The organism is Cellvibrio japonicus Ueda107, assembly GCF_000019225.1.
Taxonomy (GTDB): domain Bacteria; phylum Pseudomonadota; class Gammaproteobacteria; order Pseudomonadales; family Cellvibrionaceae; genus Cellvibrio; species Cellvibrio japonicus.
This window is the reverse complement of sequence record NC_010995.1, coordinates 3,183,219-3,208,845: the sequence shown is the minus strand read 5'-3', so window position 1 is coordinate 3,208,845 and position 25,627 is coordinate 3,183,219. Positions and strand designations below refer to the sequence as shown.

Below are 25,627 nucleotides of genomic sequence, written 5' to 3'. Positions count from 1 at the left end.
GAGCAGTTTGTAGGCGAAAATGGCCATTCGTTATCGATTAAAAGCGTTTTTGATCCATTTGTGTGGTTCAGCAATATTAGCCGTATTGGCTATGTTGCTGGTGTTTGGTGTTTGGTATCCTGCTCCTTATGATCATATAACAGGTGTGGCTGATATTTTTTTGGTTGTGTTGTTCGTTGATGTTGTACTGGGTCCTTTGATTACCTTATTAATTGCCCGGCGTGGAAAAAAGGGTTTGCTTTTTGACTATATAGTCATTGTATTTTTTCAATTGATTGCTTTTGTGTATGGTCTTTTGGTTGTGGCTGAAGGGCGGCCTGTATGGGTAGTATTTAATAGTGATCGATTTGATATTGTGCGTGTTCGCGAGATTGATCAACGTAATTTAAACCAAGCTGCCGCAGAATATCGTAGGGCTTCCTGGTGGGGGCCGCGATGGGTTTCCGTATTACCACCAGAGGATCTGGCAACTTACAATCAATTGGTTTTAGAGACAGCATTTGCTGGTGTGGGGATGCACTTGCGTCCAGAGCTTTATGTGCCGTTACTGAATAGAGCTGATAAGATTCGGCAAGAGGCCAAGCCACTGGATGATCTGAAAAAATATAATAATGAGCAACAGTTGGAAGCTATATTAGCCGAATGGCCTGCTGCTGATGCATGGTTACCTATTGGTACCAGAGAGAAATCCATGGTTGCCTTGTTAAGGCAAGATGTGCCTGAGGTAGTTGCTATTGTTGATTTAACGCCATGGCCTTTATGACAGTATTGGTGGCTTTTGGGGCCTTGTAGAAAATTGCCTTCTCTGTGTTTACAAAGAGATTGTGTCTTTAAATAACGATTTATCTTAAAAAGGGCTCGTCTGTGTCTGCAATCCCTCCTCGCTTGAAGTTATTGTTAAGTGTGTTTGTCTTGTCCGGTTTTGCCGGGTTAATTTACCAGTCTATTTGGTCGCATTATCTGGGATTATTTCTGGGGCATGCTGCTTACGCACAGGCGCTAGTTCTGGCTATCTTTATGGGCGGGATGGCTTTAGGTGCAGCATTGATTGCTCGGGTAGGTCAAGAGTGGCGTAACCTGATTCGCAGTTATGCCATTATTGAAGCGATTATTGGTGTGTTGGCTCTGGTCTTTCATTGGGTTTTTGTTGGTATTGTTGATTTCAGTTACAACAAGCTGATTCCTGTACTGGAAGCACCGGGATTGGTGGGGATCTATAAATGGCTGCTGGCAACTTTATTGATTCTGCCGCAAACGATTTTATTGGGTATGACCTTTCCTTTAATGAGTGGTGGAATTATCCGACGCTTTTCTGGAAATGACGGCAGTATATTGGGAGGGCTTTATTTTACGAATAGTATTGGTGCAGCCCTGGGCGTGCTGGCGGTTGCTTTCATTTTTTTACCCAATCTGGGGTTACACGGCGCTATCCTGACCGCTGGGGTGCTGAATTTAGTTGTGGCTGCTCTGGCATGGGTGTTGAGTCGCGGTAATGAGCAGGCAAGGCATGCGGTACCAATTTCTAATTCGACGGAAGGACGACAGTTGTCTGAAGAACGTCGTCGTTTGTTAAAAGTTGTCTTGATCGCCACTTTTTTTTCAGGTGCAGCATCTTTTGCTTACGAAATTATTTGGATTCGTATGCTGAGCCTGGCTGTAGGGAGTACATTGCATGCATTTGAGTTGATGCTGGCTGCTTTTATAGCAGGTATTGCATTTGGTGGGTTTTGGGTGAGGCGTCGAGCTGACACTACTGGCGATCCTATGCGTCTTGTAGGGTGGCTGCAAGTATTGATGGGGTTGGCAGCTCTTGTGTCTCTGTTTTTCTATGCTAATGCCTTTAGTTGGGTTGGCTTCTTGATGGAGTCCTTATCGCGTACGGATGGCGGTTATCAATTATATAATTTGGGTACAGCATTAATCGCCATTTTAATTATGATGCCTGCTGCCTTCTTCGCTGGAACCACTTTGCCACTTTTTACTGTTGCTTTGTTAAGAAATGGTCAGGGTGAGCCATCTATTGGGCGCGTATATGCATGGAATACCTTGGGAGCTATTCTCGGCGTTTTTGCAACGATTCACTTTTTAATTCCGGTATTAGGATTAAAGCTCGCACTTATATTGGCAGCCGTTGTCGATATGTTAGTTGGTGTTATTCTGTTGAGACTCAATACTTATACTCAACGAGATTTCATTGGAACTGGTGTGGCTGCTGCGATTATCTTTTTTGCCACAATATTGGCAATGACAAATGTTCCATTTGATCCTATGAAGTTAAGTTCTGGTGTTTATCGGACAGGGTTAACTGAGTTGCGGCATGAGCAAGATAAGGTGATTTATTATCGTGACGGAAAGACCGCAAGTGTTGCTACCATTGTCGATGCTGTAAATGGGAATATTAGAATTGCTACAAACGGTAAAATTGATGCTGCCATTCGTTTTTCAGAGAAGGCATTGATTAGCCAAGATGAGCCAACAATGGTATTGCTGCCTGCCATCCCATTGGGCTATCAAGATACTCCATCTCGTGTGGGAATTATAGGTTTTGGTTCTGGTTTAAGTACACATGCTGTTTTAGGTGATTCTCGTGTTAAGCGGGTAGATACTGTTGAAATTGAGAGTTCTATGGTAGATGGCGCCCGCTTTTTTGGTGAAAGGGTGGAGCGAGCCTATAAGGATCCCAGATCCCACATTATAATTGATGATGCTAAAAGTTATTTCTCCAGTCAGCAACAGAAATACGATTTGATTATCTCTGAGCCCTCTAATCCTTGGATTAGTGGCGTAGGTAGCTTATTTTCTAAAGAGTTTTATCAACATGTTCCTAAGTTATTGAATGAAGATGGACTTTTTGTTCAATGGTTACAATTGTATGAAATTGATGAAAAACTGGTCGGTTCAGTGCTTGCTGCGCTTACGCCTGCATTCGCTGATTATCATGCGTATCTTGCGAATAATGCTGATTTGATAATTGTAGCTAGTCCTGCTCGCCAACTGACAAAGCCTGATTTTTCAAGATTATTTTCAGAAAAAATACGGGATGATCTTGCAAAAGCCGGAATTTCAAATGTAGAGCAAATTACTTTTCGTAGGGTTGCAGATAAGAAGCTTTTGGAAACCCTATCGCGTTTGTATCCTAATCGCGCAAACAGTGATTATTTCCCTTTGTTAAGCATCAATGCACCAAAGACTCGATATAAAGGCTCTGCTGCCAGGGCTATTATGGGGTTGCCTACAATTGATCTTCCTTTATTGGAGGTATTAGGTATTGTTGAGCCAAAAATCTCACTTGAAAAAGTAACGGATACACACCTCTTTACGCGCTATTTATCTGTTGCAAATGCCAGCAAAATAGCTGAGTCATTGCGTCCAGACTCTACAAAGGGTTTGCAGGAGATTAGGGTGGATACCACAAGGATAGCAGCGGGTTTGCGTGAACTTGGCCGCTGTCCTAAACCATGGACTGCGGCACAGGAATCTGCGGCTATTATCGCTGCTCTGCAGCTGTTGCAGAATACATTGGCCCATCTGCCAGTTGACCAGCAAGAAGGGGTATTGATTAATCCAATATGGATTGAGTGCGAGCAGCTACCTACAGAGTTTGCGCAAATGTTGGCGTTAATGGGGGCCTTGGCTAAACGGGATTATACTGAAGCCGATATATTATTACGTGCTTGGTTGGACAATCGCGAGTCTCGCAATGATGCCTATAGAATTCTTGATCCTACTTTCTACGTCGCTTTGCAGTTAGTGCAGATTGCCTTAGGTAAATATAATAATATTGAATTGCTGGAGGAGCAGTACGGACGAAGTATTCATACGGATGGCGAGCTTTTGTTTGTACGTTCGTTGCTCATGGCTTGGGTAGATGAAGATAATTCTGCTTTATAATCAGGATGCGTGTATAGCCATTGGTTCAATTTGTTAGCGTGGTTTGTGTTGAGTGTTGGTTGTCACCCGCATCGACAAATCCACTGCCCGACAATGCTTGGTTAACCCACCAATCGAAATAAAATCCACCCCCGTTTCCGCGATGGTCACCAGTGTTTCACTGGTGATATTACCGGAGGCTTCCAGTTTTGCCCTGCCTGCGGTCATTGCTACGGCTTTTTTCATATCGTCCACCGAAAAGTTATCCAGCATAATAATGTCTGCATTTGCCTGCAGCGCTTGATTCAGCTCTGCGAAGTTTTCCACTTCTACTTCAACGGGTTTGCCTGGTGCTATGCGATGGGCTTCAGCAACTGCCTGGGCAATACTTCCACAGGCGGCAATATGGTTTTCTTTGATCAGGAAGGCATCGTAGAGTCCGATGCGGTGGTTAAAGCAACCGCCGCAGGTGACAGCATATTTTTGTGCCAGGCGTAATCCGGGAATGGTTTTGCGGGTGTCCAGGAGTTTTACCCCGGTATGTGCAACCTGTTGCGCGTAATGACGGCTGACGGTGGCTGTACCCGATAGGGTTTGTACAAAGTTAAGTGCAGTTCTTTCGCCGGTTAACAGGCTGCGCGCGGGGCCGCGCAGGGAGAATAGGGCTGTATTGGCTTTGACTTGATCACCGTCTTCTACATGCCATTCTATTGCGACCTCGCTATCAAGTTGCCGAAATACTTCCTCGACCCAAAGTCGGCCGCAAAATACACAGTCTTCACGCGTGATGACACGGGCACTTGCCGTGTTTTGTGCGGGGATTAGCTGCGCCGTAATGTCTCCGCTACCTATGTCCTCACTCAACGCCCGCATGACGCTTTCGGTTATGTCACTCAGTAGGGCTGGAGTAATCGGCTGGATATTTAAGCAGGTAGACATTGTGTTGGGCTCAAAAAGTGATCAGGCTTGACTGGCGTTTAAGTAAGCGTCTAATTCTAAATGTTAATTAAAATACTATAAATCAAACGATGAGTTATAGCGATTTGTGATATGTCTCTCGGTATCGACATTTAGTTATTTAGCGGAAAACCGGCTTGGTTATACTCAAGTGACGCTAGTTTTCACTAATGGTAAACCACCATGTCCGAACAGATGAAGACCGACCCCAAAAAGGTTGTTCAACTGAACCCTGAGCGCAATACCTCTACCCAGGCGCCTATAGTACTGACACGCATGCCTGCGGCTATGCACACCTTGCGCGACAAGGCTCGCCAGCAGTTGCAAACCATGCTGCGTGAGCTGTTCGACAAGGTTGATGACGCCATGTTCGAACTGGCAGATAAAGCCAACAGCAACCACGATCAAAACCTGTATTTCGACTCCATGCGCGAAGTGCGTATACGTCGTCGTACCATGGAAGCCAGCTTTTTCCGCAGCATTGATGTTAAATTTGCCCAGTTATTTGATCACAATGCCTACCGTGATGAACAGCAAAAAGAAGAAAAGCCTTTCTCCCTGGATGAGTTGTCCCTGGTAAAGAATGATGAGCTGGAGGAGATGGTTGCTACGGAGGGCATGATCAATAAGGCCAATGAGCAATTTGCCGAACTTATCCAGCACTTGACCTTGCGTATTGACCACCTGGTTCCCGTCAAGGTTTACCAAAAAAATAATCCTATTGGTGCAGACGTCATTTGTCATGCATTTACCGATTCTACCCAGTCGCTCAATATTGATGTCAAGGCCAAGCTGGTTCTGTTCAAGTTGTTCGATAACCTGGTGATGAGCAAACTGGGTAAATTGTTTGAATCGCTCAACCAAACGCTGATTGATGCCAATATCCTCCCATCACTCAAACAGGAATTACGCCCTAAAAGACCATCACAGCCCCAGGCTCCATCCAACCATTATGGTGCAGGTATCGGTTCTGGTATGGCGCCAACAGGTTCGGCTGGCAGTACAGCTGGTTACGATGATCAAACCAATCAGGTACTTCATACCCTGAGGGATTTATTGGGCTCAACCTCCCGCACTCATGCACAACCTGCCGAGGTGGGTGAAGAAATATCCTCACGCGACCTGTTGAAAGCGCTTTCGCTGGCCCAGCATCAGAATATGCCGGTTGCCAGTGTGTCAGCTCCGGTGAACCTGCGCTCTTTGCTCAGTGAATTGCTGGCATCTTCGGCGGATCAAAAGCCTGCTGCCATTAATCAGGTGGATGACGACGTTATTAACCTCGTCAGTATGATGTTTGAGTTTATCCTCGACGATCGCAACCTGGCAGCACCTATGAAGGCGCTGATTGGCCGCTTACAGATCCCTATGGTGAAAGTAGCTATTGCAGATAAAACCTTTTTTAGTAAAGGCGGACATCCTGCGCGTCGCCTGTTAAACGAAATGGCGATGGCTTGTCTTGGATGGCAGGAAACGGCTGAAGACAGCCAGCGTAAGGATGGCCTGTACGAAAAAATGCAGGAGACCGTAAGCACTATCCTGCGTGATTTCGAAACGGATATGAGCATTTTTGAGCGGTTGCTGGTTGACTTCCGTTCTTATCTGGAAAAGGAAAAACGCCGCGCGCAAATCCTGGAACAGCGCACTATTGATGCGGAGGATGGCAAAGCAAAATCCGAGCGCGCCCGCGCCCAGGTGGATGCCGAACTTAACCGTATTTGTCGTGGACACGATATCCCGGTCGCTGCCAGCAAAATGCTGCGGGAGGCGTGGGCAAACGTCATGTTTATTACCTGCCTTAAGCAGGGTGTTGGCAGCCAGGAATGGAAAGATCGCTGTGTCACCGCACACCAGCTGGTGTGGAGTGTTACCGCGGCTATGGATAAGGATAATCGCCAGCGTTTACTGAAACTGGTTCCCGATCTGTTACAAAAGCTGCGTACCGGTTTGGAAAGCATTTCTTTCAGTCCCTTTGAAACTACCCAGTTATTCAAACAGCTGGAAACCATCCACTTGGCTCGCCTGCGTGGCGGTGAAGCGGCAAAACCGGCGATTGCTGATACCAAGCCACTTACTACTGCACCAAAACCGGAAGTCTCTGCAGCTGAGCCACTATTGGCTCCTGTAACGGAATCTGTGCAGCAAGAGGTTAATGCGGGAGTATCAGCACCTGTCAGTGAACCGGTTGTTATCCCGCCGGCAATAGATCCCGAGTCTGCAATACCGGTACCAGCACCCTTAGCCGATGTCGCTGCTAATGAGGAGCAGGCATCAGCAGTACCAGAGACATTTATTGTCGTGAACGATGTGGAACAGGATGCTCAGTCCACAGAGTCTACCCAGGTAAGCACCAGTGCCCAGATTGATGCACAGCATTTGGCGCTGGTCAGCAATATTACGCAAGGCACCTGGTTTGAAATGCAAGGTGAGGGCGGTGAAAAATACCGCTGTCGCCTGGCTGCGGTGATTCGCTCAGTAGGAAAATATATCTTCGTTAATCGCGCCGGCATGAAAGTCGCGGAAGAAAGCCGTGAAAGCCTGGCACTTGCCCTGCAAACCAAACGCCTGACTATTCTCGATGATGGCATGTTGTTTGATCGTGCCCTGGAGTCTGTTATTAGCAGCTTGCGCGACAAGCGTTCAAGTAACTGACGATTTCTTGTTGTATCTCCCAGGAATCTTAACCCGGCTTTAGGCCGGGTTTTTGTTATTAATGATTTAATTTCCCAACACCACCAACGTCTGCCCTGCCTGCACTCTTGCGCCATCTGTTTTCAACAGATGCGTCACTGTGCCTGCACAGGGAGCCGTGATGTTGATTTCCATTTTCATGGATTCGAGGATGAGCAGGATGTCGCCGGCGTTTACCGCTTGTCCTACCTTGACCTGTGTTTGCCAGACGCTGCCGGAGACGGAGCTGTCGATGCGGATGGCGTCTTCGGGCAGTTCCGTTTCCTCGCTGTCTTCGACGATTTCTGCCTGTTCGTAGTTGAATTGGCCGTTGGCATGCCAACGTGCAAGCTCCTGGTCGAAGGCTTGTTCGCGCTGGTGTTTGAAATTGTTAATTGAGTCGGCCTGTTGATCGATAAAGTGCTGGTATTCGCTCAGGCTGAAGCTGCTGTCCTCAATCGTGATGTTGTAACGGCCCTGGGGAAAGTCGCGGCGGATGCGCTGTAACTCTTCGGCACTGACCGGGTAGAAACGTATCTGGTCGAAGAAGTTGAGCAGCCAGGGCTGTTGGAATTCGCGCGTTTTGCGATAGCGGTTCCACATTTGCAGGGTGCGACCGACAAACTGGTAGCCACCGGGGCCTTCCATGCCGTAAATACACAGGTAAGAACCGCCAATGCCGACTGAGTTTTCCGCTGTCCAGGTGCGTGCCGGGTTGTATTTGGTGGTGACCAAACGGTGGCGGGGATCTACCGGTGTGGCAACCGGTGCGCCCAGGTAAACATCGCCCAACCCCATGACCAGATAAGAGGCGTTGAAGACGATGTCTTTGACCGCTTCGATACTGTCCAGCCCATTGATGCGACGAATAAACTCCAGGTTGCTGGGGCACCAGGGGGCATTGGCGCGCACAGACTGCATATATTTTTGAATGGCAATCTGACAGGCCTCGTCATCCCAGCTCAGGGGCAAATGGACAATGCGCGAAGGGACGCGCAGCTCTGCCAGTTGTGTTATCAGTGCCTGCTCTGCCTGTTTTAAGTGAGCCAGCAAGAGTGGTAGCGCTAGTTGCTGGCTGTCGTAGTGGATTTGCAGTGAGCGTATGCCGGGGGTGAGTTCACGCAAGCCGGGCAGGGAATTTTTTTCCAGCCATTGCATGAGCGCATGGGCGCGGAAGCGCAATTGAATATCCAGTTCCAGTGGGCCATATTCGACCAATAAAAAATGATCGCCCGCGACACGGTAGACAATATCCTCACCAAATTCCTCTGCCGGCAGGGTTTGCACAATCGGTGTGTCGGGCACGACAGGTTGATAGTCATGGGGCCTTGCCGTCAACGAGTGCAGTGTGTGGCATTGTGCTTTTTCCAGTGCAACGGCATCTTCAATCGCGATGGGAACAAAGCGGATTTTATCGCCCGCCCGCACTTGTCCCAGCTTCCACAAGTCGGCGGTGATGACCGTCGCCGGGCAAACAAAGCCGCCCAGTGAAGGGCCGTCCGGGCCGAGGATTACCGGCATATCGCCGGTAAAATCCACGGTGCCAAACGCATAGGCGTTGTCGTGGATATTGGAGGGGTGCATGCCGGCTTCACCGCCGGAGCTGCGCGCCCATTCGGGTTTGGGGCCGATCAGGCGCACGCCGGTGCGACTGGAGTTGTAATGCACTTCCCAATCTGTTGCGAAAAAGGTGTTGATGTCCCGGTCGGTAAAAAAATCCGGCGCACCATGGGGGCCGTAGATAACCCGTAGTTCCCAGTGGTTGCCAATCGTTGGTAATAAATCGTCTGGTAAGGTGGTGTCAGTTGCTAGGTTGCCCGTATCGGCTGCTAATAATGCGGTGTCGTGGCTGAGTGCTAACACATCGCCGGCACGCAGGGCGCGACCGTTATGGCCGCCGAATTGTCCCAGGGTGAAGGTGGATTTTGCACCCAGGTAATCCGGGCACTGGATGCCACCTGCCACACACAAATAGGCGCGCGCACCGGTAGTGATCCGCCCCAAATGCAATTGCTGGCCCGCGTTGATAGCGTGTACCTGGTTGAGCGATAACGGCTTGCCATCCAGCTTTGCCTCTATGGCGGCGCCGGTGATGACGATATGGGTAGCGCCGCCAAATTTGAGCAGGGGGCCTTGCAGGGTAATTTCCAAACCGGCCGCGGTTTGCGGATTATTGAGCAGGCGATTACCCAGGCGAAATGAGTAGCTGTCGAAAGGGCCGGAAGTGGGAACACCGACATGCCAATAACCCTGGCGACCGGGGTAGTCCTGGATGGTGGTTTGGGTTCCGCCCTGCAATACATCGATACGCGGTGCCTGGTAGATAAAGTGATTGAGGTAGCGTGTTGTCATCTTGCCCTGGACCAGGGTGTCATCCTGCAGCAGGCGACGCAGGTAGCCCAGATTGGTTTCTATGCCATAGATATGTGTGTGTGCCAACGTGTTGTCAAGGCGCGCCAGGGCTTGGGTGCGGTTGTCGCCCTTGACAATAATCTTGGCCAGCATCGGATCAAAATACGCCGGCACTTCAATACCGCTTTCAATCCAGTGATCGATACGAACCTGGTCGCTGGTTGCCGGGAATTCCACCTTGCTGAGCAAACCGGCGCAGGGTTGGAAATTCAGTACCGGGTCTTCTGCATAGACCCGTACCTGGATAGCGTGACCTCGGGGGGATAAGGGGGCGCGCAACGCGCGCAGGTTGCCCAGTTCACCGGCGGCCTGCTTCAGCATCCACTCAACCAGATCAACACTGTAGACTTCCTCGGTGACGCCATGCTCGACCTGTAAGCGGGTGTTGACTTCGAGAAAATAAAAACGGTTGTCGAGCGAGTCATAAATAAATTCAACCGTGCCTGCATTGCGATAACAGACGGAGGCCAAGAGTTGCTCGGCGACCTGTTGCATAGCCTGTCGCTGTGCCTCGGGAAGGTTGGGCGCCGGGCATTCCTCGACCACTTTCTGGTTGCGGCGCTGGCTGGAGCAGTCGCGCTCACCGATGGCCACGGCTGTACCCTGGCCATCGCCAAACACCTGCACTTCGATATGGCGGGCAGCGGCGATAAATTTTTCGAGAAATACCCCATCGTCGGCAAAGTTGTTTTTGCCCAATCGCTTCACACTGTCAAAGGCGGCGATCAGCTCGCTGTCGCTATGGCACAGCTGCATGCCGATACCGCCGCCGCCGGCGGTACTTTTGAGCATCACCGGGTAGCCGATGCAATTTGCGGCTTGGGTGGCGTCTTCCAGGCTGGGTAACAGGTCGGTGCCGGGGCAGAGGGGAACGCCGGCTGCCTGCGCCAATTCCCGCGCTTTGTGTTTTAAGCCAAAGGTAATCATTTGTTCGGCGGTGGGGCCGATAAACACAATGTCGGCGGCTTCGCATTCCGCAACAAAGCTGGCATTTTCACTGAGGAAACCGTATCCGGGGTGTATTGCCTGTGCACCGGTTTGCCGGGCAATGGCGATAATTTTTTGCCGATCCAGGTAGGTGTGTGCCGCTGCGCCTTCTCCCAGGGACCAGGCTTCGTCGGCGAGGCGGACATGCAGTGAATCTGCATCCGATTCGGCGTAAATGGCGATCGCATGGATGTTGAGTTTTTTCAGGGTGCGAATGATACGCGTGGCGATGGCGCCGCGGTTGGCAACGAGTACTTTGGCGAACATGGAATGCTCCGACGGGCCGTCCCGTGGGTGAAGTACAACAGTGGTCGTCCACTGAGGTGTTTTAACTGGTCGGCAAGCGTTTTTAACTCAGTTCCACACAATCACATCAATGGGGGTGGGGTTGTAACCGTTGCAGGGGTTGTTTAGCTGCGGGCAGTTGGAGATCAACATGACGATGTCCATCTTGGCCGTCAGCTCGACGTATTTACCCGGTGCCGATATGCCATCTGCGAAGGTGAGGCCTCCTTGTGCAGTTACCGGTACATTCATAAAAAAGTTGATGTTGTGGGTGATATCGCGTTTGTGGATACCGAATTCCGGGTGTTCGGCAATGGCGAGCATCCAGCTGTCGCGGCAGGCATGCATGCAGCGCTTTTCCAGGCTGTAACGCACGGTGTTGCTTTCGGTGGCGCAGGCACCGCCCAGGGTGTCGTGGCGGCCACAGGTGTCGGCGACAATGTCGAGCAGTTCGTTGTTGGCGTTGGAGATGAGTGTGGTTCCCGCGCCCAGGTAGAGATTGCCCTGGTGGCGGATGGTGTCCATGGCGCTGTAGCGCTCGCTGGGATCTTTGGCATTGTAAAACAGGACGTCGGCGGCCTGGTTGCCTTCGAGGTCGACAAGGCGGAAGGTTTGGCCCTGTTTGATTTCACCGAGGAAATAGTCGCCGGCTTTGACCTGGTGGCGGGCGATGGCTTGTTCTGGATTGCGTGTGCTTTCTTTGAGTGTCATGTTGTTGGTGCCTCAAATCAGTTTTTTGCTGCGAGATAATAAAGTTCGTTGTTCTGGAACCCGCGCTGGTTTTCCGGGCGGAAGTTTTTGCAGTAATCGTCTGCTGTTACCGGATCCGCTTCACCCAATTCAATCTGCACCGGTTTGAAGGGATAGTTTTCCGCGTTGTTTAAGGGGTGAGGGCAGGTGTGGAGTACAACCAGCGTGTCCATTTCAAAGCGCAGGCTGACGCTGTTGCCGGCACAGGCGTTGCCGGTGTCCAGGTGGATATTGCCGGCATCATCGGCCACGACTTTGCTGAACCAATTAATGTTGGATGCCATATCGGCGCGGCTTAATCCGTATTTGGCCAGCTCCACCAAAAAGGCGTCGTAACCGTTTTGCAGCCATTGGTTGCGATCGGTTTGATAATCGCGCTGGCCCCAGCGTAAGGCAACACTCCGGGCATTGCTGGTGCCGCACACGGTGTCGTGCCAGTTGCCGGCACCGTTTGCAGAATGGTCTTCCACAATGGACGCGAAGATTCGTCCCATATCCGAGTAAAGGCAGTTGCCGCGCTCCAGTTTGAACGTGTGCTGGCACTTGAGTGTGTCGGGGGCGTTGTAGCGTTCCAGCAGGTTGCGCGGGTTGTAAAACAACATACCGACATTGGCGCCGCCCTCGATGTCGGTGATGGTCATCAGGCTGCCGCGGCGCAGTTCGAGTGACCAGTGGCCATTGCCGGGCAGGGTGGTGGTGTATATCAATTTGCTCATAAACAGGTTTCCTGTGTCTTGCGCTAACCGTTATTCCGTCGCTGCTTGTACGCGGGCCTGGATGTCATCGGGGATCTGCGCGGCGCGTTTGCCGACGGGTAAGTCGTAGGTGATATTGGCACCGTAGGCACCGGGTGCTTGCGGGTCGTGGCGCAGTTTGTCGAATACCCACAAGCGTGTTCCCAGGTAAAAGCCCTCGCTGAGGTCGTGCGTCACCATAAACACGGTGAGCTTGTGTTCTTGCCATAGTTTGAGGATGAGTTGGTGCATGTCGGCGCGAATACCCGGGTCGAGTGCACCAAAGGGTTCATCCAGTAACAGGATGCGCGGCTGGCGAATCAGGGCTTGGGCAATGGCCAGGCGCTGTTTCATACCACCCGATAATTCGTGGGGATAGCGATCCAGTGCATGGCTTAATCCGACGGAGGCCAGCAGGCTTTTGGCTTCATCAATAACCGCCCGCTTTTTAGTGCCGAATAACGTGCCCAGTAAGGGGGAGTGCTCAAATTCACGCGCAATAATGACGTTCTGCAACACGGTTAAATGCGGGAAGACGGAGTATTGCTGGAACACGATGCCGCGCGCCTGGTCGGGCTCGTTGGGAATGGCTTGCCCATCGAGCAGCAGTTGACCTGAACTGGGCGATTCCATCCCCAGCAGCATTTTGAGAAAGGTGCTTTTACCGCAGCCGGAGGTGCCGACCATGGTGATAAATTCCCCGGCGTTGACGCTCAGGTTCATTCGCTCCAGTACAACGGTGTTGCCGTAGGTTTTCCACAGATTCTTGGCCTGGATCATGGGCATGGCTTTAGCTCTTTTGGCGTCGAGGAGTTTTTTGTCGAAAGGGATAACACTCATGGTTTAAGGCTCACAACGCTATTTGCCATGCTGGTAATGCCAGGGAAAACAGCGCTGGCTGAGCTTGGCCAACAGCCAGTCGATGACAAAGGCGAGCAGGGTGATCCAGGCAACGTAAGGCAGGATGACATCCATCGACAGGTAACGGCGTACCAGGAAAATGCGATAGCCCAGGCCATCGGTGGAGGCAATGGCTTCGGCCGCAATCAGGAATAACCAGCCGGCACCGAGCGAGAGGCGCACGGCATTGATTAAGCGCGGCAGGAGTTGCGGGATAAGTACACGCAGCAGTATTTGCCAACTTGAAGCACCCAGGGTTTGTGCTTTTACCAATTGCTCCAATGGAATTTCTTGAGTGCAGCGTTGAATATCGCGCGCAATAAACGGTGCAACGCCGATAACAATCAGGGCAACTTTGGAGACCTCTCCCAAGCCAAACACAATAAATAAAATCGGCAGCAGGGCCATGGGGGGCACAAGCGAGATAATGGTCAGCAGCGGCGCAAAAGGCGCATGCAGTGTGGGAATGGCACCGGTCAATATGCCGATACTAAAACCCAGGGCGGCGGCGATTAAAATACCCAGGCCCAATCGCTCCAGGCTGCTCAGGGTGTCTTGCCAGAACAGGTATTCACCTGTGCGTTTGCTGGGTTCAAAGGCCAGGGTTTTGATGGCATCACCCATTTGGCTGAAGCTGGGCAGTAATTTGTCATTGGGATTTTCGGCCAAGCGGGCATCCGAGGCGATGAGATAGATCACCAGAATCATAGCAAAGGGCAGTATCCCCAGTAACAGCTTGACGGGTTTACTCGGTGTCAGGTTGATCAATCGTTTCATGTGAATGCCGTGGTCGAAGTTTTTTTGCGCGGCTCCCCGTGGATACTCCACGAGTGGGAAGCCGCGTTATTCCAGTGTTAGAGTTTGTTGTCAGCGGCTAACTGCATATAGGTGGTGTCGAAGCGCAATTTGATATTGTTGGTATTGCCGTACACACCCTTGGGGCCCTGGACGCCGATGTATTCCGCATCGGGCGCACCATCGCCCAGCAGGCCGTGATCAAAAGAGAACTCCGCGACTTTTTGCATGGTTTTCAATAATTCATCGCTATTAACCAGCGCCAGCGCATCAGTGGGTTTGTAAAACATCTTGGTACTGGCCAGTTGCGCCTCGTAACCGGCCAGGTCGGTACCGGAGGCGACAGCCATAGCTGTTTTGGCGGTTGTTGCGGCTTTGTCGCTACCGCTCATGATGCCCATGATTTCGTACCAGGCGCCTACCAGGGCTTTACCCAGTGCCGGGTTTTTCTTGAGGGTGGCGCTGTTGACGACCATCAGGTCCATGATTTCGCCGGGAATTTGCGAGGAGTCGAAGACCTTGGTGCTATTGGGCTGGCTGAGGATTTCGCTGAGCAGCGGATTCCAGGTAGTGACGGCGGTTACGTCTTTGGTGCCATACACGGCCACCATATCAGCGTCGGATGTGTTGACCACTTTGACATCGGCTTCTTTTAAACCGACGGATTCCAGTGCGCGGGCCAGCAGGTAATGGGACACGCTCAACTCGACCAGGTTAACGGATTGGCCTTTGATGTCCTTGAGCGTTTTGTTGGCGCCCTTGAGTACGACACCATCATTACCATTGGAGAAGTCACCCACAATCAGCGCCGTAGTATCTACACCACCGGCGGCGGGAATGGTGAGCGCATCCATGTTCGTCATTACACAGCCATCAAATTGGCCTGCGGTATATTGGTTAATGGATTCGATGTAATCGTTAATTTGCACAACATCGATCTCGATGCCGTATTTCTTAGCCCACTTATCAACGATCTTTTGTTCGTCACCATAGCCCCAGGGCATCCAGCCGACATAAATAGACCAGCAGACCTTGAAGGATTCGGCCTGGACCAGGGCAGCGGAAAGGGAAAGTGTAAGGGCGAGTAATGGCTTAATCAGGCGTGAGTGACGCAACATGAACAACCTCCAGTGGTTTTTGTGATTACCGCGGTCTTGTAAAACAGGGAGCACTCTGGCTATAGGGCCATTCGTCTCCCGGGCTTTTATCCCGCCGTGTAACCTCACTGTGAGGTCGAAAGCTCTCGGACCAGTCATTTTTAGCCGGCGCAACCACCGGAAAATCGGAACCCTAGCTTTCTATTACTGATTGTCGAATACCTTAGGCACCCAGAGTGCGAATCGGTTATTTCAATGATTGATGGGCAATATAGGTGCCAACTCGGTATCTAGTTGATTTTTATTGCTTTTATTTGATGTGTCTGAAGGCTGGGTAATTTATGCTTGCCTGCTTTTGGTGCGAGGCTGAATGCCTGGTGGTAACAAATGGTGCGCAATGGATGGTTTTGCCCATCACCGTATCCGGTAATTGCCTGGTGCTTATTGCTGTATGGACGTTGTGATGCCTACAGCGCCAGTAGGAAAAGGGCTTGTCTCTGGTTATTCTTTGCGCAATGCTTTATTGGCCATAGGTTTGTGAACTAGCTCAAACAGGTGATGGAACAAGCAACCCAATCTGGTTATATTGTCTTGTCGCTCAATTCAGCGCCTGTCCCATCCACACTAGCGAGAGCTAAGGAAACGTCAGAATGGAAAGGCATGGAACTCGTATGCATAACTCAGGTTTACCCGGTGTCGACCCCAAGTCTTCCCAGTACTCGGCGGTGACCATGACCGAACAGATTGTGATCCAACACCTCAAGCAGTGCCGCGATTTGACGCGCGGGTTTGCCTACCGGGTATTTCCGACGTTTTGGCGACAGTGGTGTAAACAGGTCATGGAGCTGGCCGAGCAGGCAAAATCCAATAAGGATCAGGTCGGCCTGTACGAGACCCAAAACCTGTTGGCTGCTGTGCAGCAGGCGGCGGAACAAGAATTTTGCCAGCACCTGGCAAATGGTTATGTGAAGTTTAAAAACAAAACCCTCAATACCCTGACCGGTGAAGAGCGTTTTAGCGGCGATATCCTGTCGTTAGTAGAGCACTCCGACCTGGAAGAAACCATTGCGATCACCTCCATCACCCATCGTGCCGATAACTTTTTTGCAGAACAGCTCTGGGCATTGCAACAGCGATTGGCGCTCCTGAATGATGGGGACAAGATTGAAGAGCGTTCCAATCCTGCCAGCCCGGTGCAGTTCTGTGAGGCCCTGCGCAAGGTCCTCAGTCACCTCGACGTTGATGTGAAAACCAAAATTATTGGTTACAAGGTATTTGACCAGGATGTCATCGGTCTGCTGGATGGGCTCTATGCCGAGTTAAATGATTACCTCATCCGCCAAAACCTGCTGCCGAATTTGCGTTTTGCACCCAATGCAGATTCCCCCGGGAATAGCGCAGGGAAAACGGCAGGGGATGCAGTGGCAGACGATCCTTTTGAAACAAGTGACGCGGTAGAAAACCAGGTGGAGCAGCCTCCTTCGGCTGATAGTTTGGAAAATGCACAGCAGTTCCAACGCCGTGCCAGCGATAAGTTATTGAGCGGCTCACTGAGCCCGGGCGATGTCCAGTACCAAACCAGCCTGCTCAATGCCATACGCCTGCTGCAAACCCATGTGATCCAGCATATGCCTGCCTTGGGCGCTGCCCGGTATGCCCAGGCAACCGCTTCAGCGGTGGATACTGTGACTGCCGCGCCGATTGCCGCTGTGCCTGCTGCCAACCAGGCCAGTTTGCAGGTTTACAGTCCAACACAATTGGTCAGTGTGCTGGATAATTTGCAGGTTCATGCGGTAAATACAACGCAATTGGCGTTGGCCAGTATTCATTCTGCCAATACCGATGCCCTGCCGGTTCAAGCCGTGTCTGATGTGAGTCGGCAGATGATGGAGCAAATCGCCAGCGAAAATGAAAATGGCGCAGTGGATGCGGGCGATATGCAAACCATCGACCTGGTGGGCATGTTGTTTGAATACATGTTGTCGGATGAACATTTGCCCGATTCGGTCAAGGCGCTGCTTAGCTATTTGCATACACCCTTCCTGAAAATTGCATTTATCGATAAGGATTTTTTCGAGCAGCCTGAACATCCGGCGCGGGTATTACTGAATAGCCTGGCAGAGGCGGGTGTGCGCTGGGTGAGTAATGATGGCAGCGATCAATACGATATTTTTACCAAGATCAAAACAACGGTTTTCCGTTTGTTGCAGGAATTTAAAAACGATACCCGGATTTTTGCTGAGTTGTTGATCGAGTTTAATGCCTATACGCACAATGTAGCGCGTCGCCAGGATTTGATGGAGCGTCGCGCCCTGGAAAAGGCTCAGGGTGAAGAAAGGCTGCGTGAAGCAAAAATCCAGGTGAATACCGAAGTGCGCAAGCGTACCGATGGCCGCGATATGCCCTCGGCGGTGTTATTGCTGCTGTTGCAACCCTGGTCTGATTTCCTGTCGTTTATTTTATTGCGTTACGGCGAAAAGTCAGAAAGCTGGAAGCGCTCACTGCACATTGTCGATGATCTGTTATGGACACTGGAACCTAAAACCCGGCAAGACGATAAAGCGCGCCAACTGGAGGTCCAGGATCAGGTATTGCGTGCGTTAGAGCGCGGCTTTGAAACGATTGGCTATGAGCAGGCTAAGGGGCGCAAATTACTGGATGCGGTTTCATCATTGCAGCGCATGGCGCTGCTGAGCCGTAAAGCCGAGCCTGCACCGGCTCCTATGCGTACTAAACTGGAAGCCATGGCGGCAGAAAAAGCAGGCCATATGCTAAGTGGATCACAGCAAGCTTCGGCCGATGAAATCAAAATCGTCGATAGCCTGAAAATGGTGGAGTTTGGTACCTGGTTTGAATTCGAAGGTGGCAAGCGCCTCAAGGTTGCCTGGTACAACAAAAAGACCCAGCATTATATGCTGGTGGATCAACAGGGGCGCAAAGTTTCCCTGGCCGGTGGCTTGCAGTTGGCGCGAGATATGCTGGCGGGTAAGGCGAAGATTATTGTCGGCAGTACCAAACCTTTCTTTGAACGTGCCCTGGAAAATATTTATCACACCTTGAACGAGCGTGCCGATACGCTCAAGGTAGGGAAGGCATAAAATGACACACCCTTGTTCATTCGAGCACGACCGTGAATTAGAGCGCCACACCATCAATGGCGATGTGGATGTCTACGATAGCTTGCGCGATGTTTATATCGGACGCCTGGTGAATATCCATACCCAGGGGTTGATGATCATGGGCGATATTTCATTGGAGGAAGATAAGCTGTATACCCTTGACCTGCATGTACCTGAGCCAGTAAATGGCCAAAGCGTGATACACCTGGGGGTGGACTGCCTGTGGACACGTGAAGCCGATCTGGCCGGAAAATTCTGGATGGGTTGTGCCATTATTGATGCTTCACCCCAGAGTACAGATACGATTCGCCAGTTGGTGGAAATGATGGGCGATATATTTTAAGTGCTTTATTGGTTAATACCTCCCCCGCCTTTGTACAAATTACTGTTTCTGTTTTTCTCTTCTTTATGTCTGTTTACTTAAAACAGGTCGGTAAAAATAATACCCAGCCCAAATACCTGTTGGCGGTAGTTGTAATCAATCAGGCTGTGGCCATAGCCTTCAAAGTAGCGCACATAGCCGCGCAGGTTGGTGCTTAATGGAAAGCTCCAGCCCAACTCCATGGTCGTGTTGTTAGTGGAAAAGTTATTGCGCAGCATCAGGCTGAAAATATTATCCTTGTGTTTGTAGGCGCTGTTGAATTCAAAGTGACCCATGTAATCGAGGATATCCGGATTGTCATCCCCGTCCGGGTCACCGGGATAGCGCTGCTTACTTTCCGGAAGGCGGTACCAGGGCGTAAGCGAAAACACAAGATTACCCCGCTCAAACACAGAGCGCAGCATCAACCGATTCCAGGAGCGCGATAGCAATTTCCCCTGCCCGTTGGATTGGTGGTTAATCGCTATCTCATTCAATGCGTTGCGAAATCCCAAAATTTTCCAATCGTTTTGAAAGCTCAGGATAAATTCCGGTTCGTGATTGGTCTCGCGGAAGGGGGCTGAGTCGTGGTCGCTATAGACTTGCCAGAACGCGTGGTTGGTATAGCCCAGGTAAAGATGGCCATTATCATCAAAAATGTTTTCGCGGATCAGGATCTTGATACTGAGCTGCATCTCCGCTTCGGTATGGTTTAATTCCGAGAGTGATGTATCCGTATTGAGATAGGGCGCATCATTAGGGCGACGATGATAGCTGGCCGGTAAAAAATAGTTGCGTTTGTGAGGTGTCAGCAAAAAGCGATTGGCGCGGCTAAGCGCTTCCATGGCAAAACGGTTATCGAGCAACCCCTGGGGTTTTTCGTCCGGTTGGGCAGCTGGCGAGCCATCGGTATCGCCCGATGAACTGGCTGAGAGCTCCTTCAACTTGACGCAGGCTTCTTTGAGCTGGGCGATGGTCATGGTTTCGTCGGCTCCGGTTACCGTTGAGGAGAGGCATTGGCTCATTTCCTCTTGGGTTAACTCAAGCACGGGGGTTGGTGTGGCGGGTTCGTTTGCTTGCAGGTTGCAGGATACAAAGAGGGAAACGAGTGCAATCAGGTGCGTCAGGTATCCGGAGTAAAAGGTTGCGGGCAGTGATCTGGGCATGGGGAGCGCTCAATGGTCCGTCGAAACGCCTATTGTTACCATCCCGGCCGCAACTGGCAAACCCAATTATTGATAGGCCTCAACCCAGTGATCAATGTCCTGCTCATGCCATTGGGCCAGAAGCTCGACACCGTCCTCAACGACCTGCAAATACACATCGATAATATCAGTCGCCAGGTTGTAGAAGCGATTGCTGTCAGCGTGGATGGAATGGGCGGCAAGCACGTCGGATTCAATCATACTGAGCAGGAATTCCAGTTTTATCTCATAGCTTTTTAATTGCCCCAGCAAACCCAGCTCTGCATCCAGCAGGCCTTCCAGGCGCTTGGTTTGATGGCGCAATTTTTCGTTATTGACGCGTGTACATTGAATGACATAGCGCAGTTTGCCCGCGTAGTCCTTATCACATACACCCACTGCCGCTGCGTAGGTCGCCAGGGCGCGAATTCGCCCCAATTGCTCGGCAACAGCAGGCATCAAGCGTGTGGAAAAGTGCAATACTTCAAGATGCTTGTATCGGTTGGGAAACGGTGGGTCGTCATTGTGGGTGACGTTGGGATTATTCAGCTCCGTGAGTGTGATAGAGGTGGGTTGCTCTAATTGCTTGCCTAATGTTGCCACCATGCTCAACAGCTGTTCGATCAGGTGGCAATGGAGCTCGTAGTTATCAATCACACTGTCCTGTTGCCAATCGTGGCAGATCGTTGCCCATGCACTGTTAAGGTTTTCCTGGTCTTTTTCGCTTAACAGGTTGCCCGCCCTGGCAGCAAAGGCCTGCAGCAGGCGCAGGCGGCGCTCCTGTTGGGTTTGCAGCTTGGCAAGGTCGTCGCGGAAACTCAGGTTTCCGCCCAGCATCCCCATGCTCATGCCGCGATGGCGCTGCACTGTCTTGACCATATGGATCAATTGTTTAATCAGGGTCAATGCATCCAGCCGCTGGTAAAAAAGGTCGCAGAAATGTGCATATTCCTGGCGGGATTTGCTGCTTGATGGTGCGTTCATAGCGGCTGTATGCAATCTTGTGGTGCTTGTTCCCATGGTTGTTTGCCCTGTGGTGACGCCGGAGTAGGGCGAGCAGGTAGTTGGTATTGCGATAAAACAGTAGGAGCAACACCCATGCCATCCTGGGGACTAGGCGCAACCTTGCAAAGGTGTGTGATATTATCTATCTGACTATTTGATGTTAATAATTCCGAAAATAATAAATGAATCAGGAGGCTGTCATGGTGTCTGCACCGGTTTCTAGCATTGTGGTTGTTGGCGGAGGTACGGCGGGGTGGATGTCTGCAGCCTATTTGGCGCACTGGTTGGATAAGACCGGTATTCGCGTATCCCTTATTGAGTCCGATCAAATAGGTACTATCGGTGTTGGTGAAGCGACCGTACCGGGTATCCATCAATTTCTTAAGGGCTTGAATATCAGGGAAAGTGAGTTTCTTCGTGCTACCAATGCGACATTTAAACTGGGCATTGAATTTGTGGAGTGGGCTGGGGCAGGTAAGTCATTCTTTCACCCCTTTGCGGGCTATGGTGTTCCGCTGGAGGATCGCCCTTTCCACAAAACCTGGTGGTCCCAAAAGAAACAGGATTATGAAGAAGGGCTGGAGGCATTCTGCCTGTGCACCCAATTGGCCAGGGCAGGGAAGTTTGCCTTACCCTCGTTTGACCAGGACAGTAAATTAGCCTGGTACAACTATGCCTATCATTTTGATGCGTCTCTATTTGCAAAATTTTTGCGCGAATACGCTGAGAAAAGAGGCGTCAGCCGTATAGAAGGCAAGGTGGAACGTGTGCAGCTGGATGCAACAACGGGGTATATCAGTTCCCTACACATGGAATCCGGTATGGTGATAAGTGGCGATCTGTTTATTGATTGCACTGGAATTCCGGCCTTATTAATTGGGAAAACACTGGGTGTTGGCTACGAAGATTGGAGCCATTGGTTGCCATGTGACAGTGCTGTTGCGATCCAGACCACCCGCGTTGTTGATCCTGATCCATTTACCCGATCCTCGGCCAGAACTGCCGGTTGGCAGTGGCACATTCCATTACAGCATCGTGTTGGTAATGGTTATGTGTATTCCAGCCAGTTTATCGCCCATGACCAGGCGCGACAGGAGTTGCTCGGCCACTTGGCCGGCGAGCCGGTGACAGATCCACGGCTTATCAGGTTCAAAACGGGTATGCGGGATTCTTTCTGGTACAAAAACTGTGTTTCTATCGGGCTTTCCAGTGGTTTTTTAGAGCCGTTGGAGTCAACCAGTATTTCATTGATTCAAACCGGTATCGCAAAGCTGGCCGCTTTCCTGGTTAATTTTGAAATCAATGAGAAGCATGTTGCAGAAGCAAACCGCTTGAACCGGCTTGAATATGAGCGAATCCGGGATTTTATTATTCTGCACTACAAATTGAATGGTTGTGATGGGCCGTTCTGGCAGTACGTCAGGGATATGCCAATCCCTGCAACACTCGAAGAAAAAATAGCGATTTTTGCGTCATCCGGCGATATAAAACTCATAGAGCAGGAATCTTTTAAAGAAGAGAGCTGGATTAGCATGTTTTATGGATTTGGCAGAGAGCCCCTTGGTAGTGTTGAGCCTCAGCTGGATGTGGATAAGGCCCGCAGTATCATGGCTAAAATGAAAAGCGCCATCCACAAGGGCTGCCAGCATGCAATGTCCCATGCTGAATTTCTTCGAACGGTTGAGTAACCGTTATGTCTGCCATTTCCTGATTTATTCCAAGCGTTTAACCCATTGAGTATTTTCCCGGTTCCTTGTCTGTTTCTGGTTAGCTGGACAACGGAAAAAGGTGCCGGGATTGTGTTTATGGCAGCGGAAATGAGGTGAAGGCCTTACGTTGAGCGGGCAGTGACGTGCTGTTGCGGTGATCTTATATCGAATGCTTGTTTGTAGAGGGCTGTTTCCTTTTGTAGCAGGCGCCAAAATGATTGTTGTTGCATAGGTAATAACGCTTGCACCGATAAAAATAATGGCATAAGATAAATCTAATAGTCATATATACCATATTATAACCATGACACTTTCTGTTAATACCCAACACCTGATTTGCCGTTGCTGCTTATTGCTGACTTTCCTGTCTGGGGGAGGTTTGGCCATGAGCGCAGAGGTGTCCCGGGAATCAGTTCCCCTGGCGATAGCATTCGACCGCCCCGCAACGGATTGGGAGCGGGAAGGGCTGCCTATTGGTAATGGTGCTATGGGTGCTGTAATCAGTGGTGGAGTTGAACAGGACATTATCCAATTCAACGAAAAAACCCTGTGGACCGGTGGCCCCGGGTCTGTGCGTGGTTACGATTTTGGTATTCCCGCTGAATCCCAGGCAAGTGCCTTGGCAAAGGTGCGCGATAGTATCCGCAAGGATGGATCTATTTCACCGGAGAAAGCGGCTGAACTGATGGGGCGAAAAATCCTGGGGTATGGGGATTATCAAACGTTCGGGGATCTTATTCTTTCCTTTCCCGAAAATGACAGCGGTGTCATCAAATACAACAGACGCCTCTCCCTTGATGAGGGGCGGGTCATCCTGGGTTATCAGCAAGAGGGTGTGACTTACACGCGGGAGTACTTTGCCAGTTATCCCGATGGAGTGATTGTGGTGCGTTTAAGTGCCGATAAGCCAGGGCAAATACACCTGCGTGTTGGTTTGCGTACCCCCGATAATCGCCAGGTGACCACCCGTATAGAGGGTAATCAGCTGGATATAGTGGGTGAACTGCAAGATAACAAACTGGGATTTGCCGCGCGCATTGCTGTTGTTGCTGAAGGGGGCAACCTCGATAACAGCGGGCAGCAGTCGCTTCAGGTGAAAAGGGCAGATGCTGTGACTATTGTGTTCGCGGCCGCTACCAATTATGCACAGCGTTATCCGCACTATCGCCAGGCGGATGCATCCTATGCACAGCAAAAGATTAGCAATACGCTGGCTGCTGCATTGCAAAAAAACTATGCACAGCTGTTGGCACGCCATACGCAGGACTATCAGTCTCTCTATAAGCGAGTGGCCCTGGATATAGGCCAGGGAGTGCACTCACTGGCAACACCAGCATTATTGGCTCAATACAAAACCGGTAATGCGGCATTGGATCGCAGCCTGGAAGCAATCTATTTTCAATTCGGTCGTTACCTTCTTATCGCGTCTTCTCGCCCTGGTTCACTGCCGGCAAATTTACAGGGCGTATGGAATAACTCCATTACGCCGCCATGGAATGCGGATTACCATGTCAATATCAACCTGCAAATGAATTATTGGCTGGCAGAAACCGCCAATTTGCCGGAATTGATGCAGCCTTATTTTGATTTTGTCGATAGTTTGGTGGAACCGGGGAACATCTCCGCACAGCGTATTGCCGATGTCAGCAAAGGATGGGCGTTATTTTTAAATACCAATATCTGGGGCTTTACCGGTGTGATTGATTGGCCAACGGCATTCTGGCAACCCGAGGCCGGTGCCTGGTTGGCACAACATTATTATGAGCATTTTCTATTCTCTGGCGATCAGGCTTTTTTGCGCAACAGGGCTTATCCCTTAATGAAAGGCGCAGCAGAGTTCTGGCTGGATTTCCTGGTGAAAGATCCACGTGATGGCTTATGGGTCGTAACCCCCAGCTTTTCGCCGGAACATGGGCCATTTACGACCGGTGCCGCAATGTCGCAGCAGATAGTCTTTGATCTGTTGCGTAATACCTCTGAGGCAGCAGCACTGGTGGGGGATAAGAAATTCAAGCGCCTTGTAGACCAGACTTTAAAAAATATGGATCGAGGCATTCGTATCGGCTCCTGGGGACAATTACAGGAATGGAAAGAAGATATTGACGATCCCAAAAATGATCACCGCCATATTTCTCATTTATTTGCGCTTCATCCCGGGCGCTATATAGATCCCCGTAAAACGCCGGAACTGCTGCAGGCAGCACGCACAACACTGAATGCCCGCGGTGATGGTGGTACCGGGTGGTCACAGGCGTGGAAAGTTAATTTCTGGGCGCGCCTGCTGGATGGTAATCGTGCCCATAAAGTCCTGGGTGAACAATTACAACGCAGCACTTTGCCAAACCTTTGGGACAATCACCCTCCGTTCCAAATTGACGGTAATTTCGGTGCAACCGCCGGCGTTGCAGAAATGCTGGTACAAAGTCACAACGGTGTTATTGAGTTTTTACCTGCGCTACCCGACGCCTGGGCAACAGGTAATGTTCGCGGTTTGCGCGCAAGAGGTGGAATAACACTCGATATGCAATGGACTAACAAATCGTTAACCACATTGTATTTACGGTCAAATCATACTGGCCGGATACGTATGCGCAGTTCGGCATTGGTCGACGTCTGTCAATTCAGGATTGCGCAAAAAGGGCTGGCGAAAACCAGGCCGGTTCGCTGTCGGCAAGGGGAAGTAGTTATCAATGTCAAGGAAGGCGGCGAGTATCTCTTGAGTATGCAGAAGTAAACCTGGGCTGTGCAGATGCTGATACCAATAAGTGTGCAGCGGAAGATTGTTTTAGGGGTGT

The 25,627-nt window shown here is 50.6% G+C and carries 16 protein-coding genes and 1 riboswitch; of the genes, 7 read left to right on the top strand and 9 right to left on the bottom strand.

The genetic code is table 11. The features are described from left to right. Positions 1–19 precede the first annotated feature (19 nt). A complete protein-coding gene (gene tfpZ, locus CJA_RS13165; RefSeq protein ID WP_012488321.1) occupies positions 20–763 on the top strand; it encodes a TfpX/TfpZ family type IV pilin accessory protein in 744 nt (247 codons plus the stop codon). A 101-nt stretch (positions 764–864) separates the two neighbouring features. Next, the gene (locus CJA_RS13160) at positions 865–3,891 is read left to right on the top strand and encodes a fused MFS/spermidine synthase (RefSeq protein WP_012488320.1); all 3,027 of its coding nucleotides are present in this window, start codon (positions 865–867) and stop codon (positions 3,889–3,891) included. A gap of 33 nt (positions 3,892–3,924) precedes the next feature. Here the strand turns inward: CJA_RS13160 and nadC are convergent, their stop codons facing one another. Next, the gene (nadC, locus tag CJA_RS13155) at positions 3,925–4,809 is read right to left on the bottom strand and encodes a carboxylating nicotinate-nucleotide diphosphorylase (protein WP_012488319.1); all 885 of its coding nucleotides are present in this window, start codon (positions 4,807–4,809) and stop codon (positions 3,925–3,927) included. A 201-nt stretch (positions 4,810–5,010) separates the two neighbouring features. Here nadC and CJA_RS13150 point away from each other — a divergent pair, with 201 nt between their 5' ends. Further along, entirely contained in the window at positions 5,011–7,476 is a 2,466-nt protein-coding gene (locus CJA_RS13150) for a DUF1631 domain-containing protein (RefSeq protein ID WP_012488318.1), read from the top strand. 66 nt (positions 7,477–7,542) lie between these two features. On the opposite strand, the gene uca is transcribed toward CJA_RS13150, so the two are convergent. The 6 genes from uca to CJA_RS13120 all read right to left on the bottom strand — a co-directional run bounded on the left by uca (position 7,543) and on the right by CJA_RS13120 (position 15,475). Further along, the gene (gene uca / locus CJA_RS13145) at positions 7,543–11,160 is read right to left on the bottom strand and encodes an urea carboxylase (RefSeq protein WP_012488317.1); all 3,618 of its coding nucleotides are present in this window, start codon (positions 11,158–11,160) and stop codon (positions 7,543–7,545) included. An 87-nt stretch (positions 11,161–11,247) separates the two neighbouring features. Beyond that, positions 11,248–11,889, bottom strand: a complete 642-nt coding sequence (locus tag CJA_RS13140) for an urea amidolyase associated protein UAAP2 (RefSeq protein ID WP_012488316.1) — start codon at positions 11,887–11,889, stop codon at positions 11,248–11,250. A gap of 17 nt (positions 11,890–11,906) precedes the next feature. Continuing rightward, on the bottom strand, positions 11,907–12,644 hold the full coding sequence (locus tag CJA_RS13135; RefSeq protein WP_012488315.1) for an urea amidolyase associated protein UAAP1: 738 nt from the start codon (positions 12,642–12,644) through the stop codon (positions 11,907–11,909). A 30-nt stretch (positions 12,645–12,674) separates the two neighbouring features. After that, positions 12,675–13,448 (bottom strand): ABC transporter ATP-binding protein, encoded by a 774-nt coding sequence (locus CJA_RS13130; RefSeq protein ID WP_012488314.1) that lies wholly within the window; start codon positions 13,446–13,448, stop codon positions 12,675–12,677. Positions 13,449–13,520: 72 nt separating this feature from the next. Then, positions 13,521–14,339, bottom strand: a complete 819-nt coding sequence (locus CJA_RS13125) for an ABC transporter permease (RefSeq protein WP_012488313.1) — start codon at positions 14,337–14,339, stop codon at positions 13,521–13,523. Between the two features lie 77 nt (positions 14,340–14,416). After that, positions 14,417–15,475 (bottom strand): putative urea ABC transporter substrate-binding protein, encoded by a 1,059-nt coding sequence (locus CJA_RS13120; RefSeq protein ID WP_012488312.1) that lies wholly within the window; start codon positions 15,473–15,475, stop codon positions 14,417–14,419. 73 nt (positions 15,476–15,548) lie between these two features. Further along, a riboswitch (guanidine-I (ykkC/yxkD leader) is annotated at positions 15,549–15,662 on the bottom strand. A 463-nt stretch (positions 15,663–16,125) separates the two neighbouring features. On the opposite strand from CJA_RS13120, the gene CJA_RS13115 reads away from it, so the two are divergent. Together CJA_RS13115 and CJA_RS13110 are read left to right on the top strand one after the other, a co-directional pair. After that, on the top strand, positions 16,126–18,552 hold the full coding sequence (locus CJA_RS13115) for a DUF1631 family protein (RefSeq protein ID WP_049765464.1): 2,427 nt from the start codon (positions 16,126–16,128) through the stop codon (positions 18,550–18,552). A 1-nt stretch (position 18,553) separates the two neighbouring features. Continuing rightward, on the top strand, positions 18,554–18,916 hold the full coding sequence (locus tag CJA_RS13110) for a PilZ domain-containing protein (RefSeq protein ID WP_012488310.1): 363 nt from the start codon (positions 18,554–18,556) through the stop codon (positions 18,914–18,916). Positions 18,917–18,993: 77 nt separating this feature from the next. Here CJA_RS13110 and CJA_RS13105 read toward each other — a convergent pair whose 3' ends face one another. Together CJA_RS13105 and CJA_RS13100 are read right to left on the bottom strand one after the other, a co-directional pair. Next, a complete protein-coding gene (locus CJA_RS13105; RefSeq protein WP_012488309.1) occupies positions 18,994–20,100 on the bottom strand; it encodes a phospholipase A in 1,107 nt (368 codons plus the stop codon). A 66-nt stretch (positions 20,101–20,166) separates the two neighbouring features. Beyond that, positions 20,167–21,102: a hypothetical protein gene (locus CJA_RS13100; RefSeq protein WP_238526770.1), complete on the bottom strand. Its 936-nt coding sequence runs from the start codon at positions 21,100–21,102 to the stop codon at positions 20,167–20,169. A gap of 221 nt (positions 21,103–21,323) precedes the next feature. Here CJA_RS13100 and CJA_RS13095 point away from each other — a divergent pair, with 221 nt between their 5' ends. Next, on the top strand, positions 21,324–22,811 hold the full coding sequence (locus CJA_RS13095) for a tryptophan halogenase family protein (RefSeq protein ID WP_012488307.1): 1,488 nt from the start codon (positions 21,324–21,326) through the stop codon (positions 22,809–22,811). 406 nt (positions 22,812–23,217) lie between these two features. Beyond that, the gene (locus tag CJA_RS13090) at positions 23,218–25,566 is read left to right on the top strand and encodes a glycoside hydrolase family 95 protein (protein WP_012488304.1); all 2,349 of its coding nucleotides are present in this window, start codon (positions 23,218–23,220) and stop codon (positions 25,564–25,566) included. The last annotated feature ends 61 nt before the right edge of the window (positions 25,567–25,627 follow it).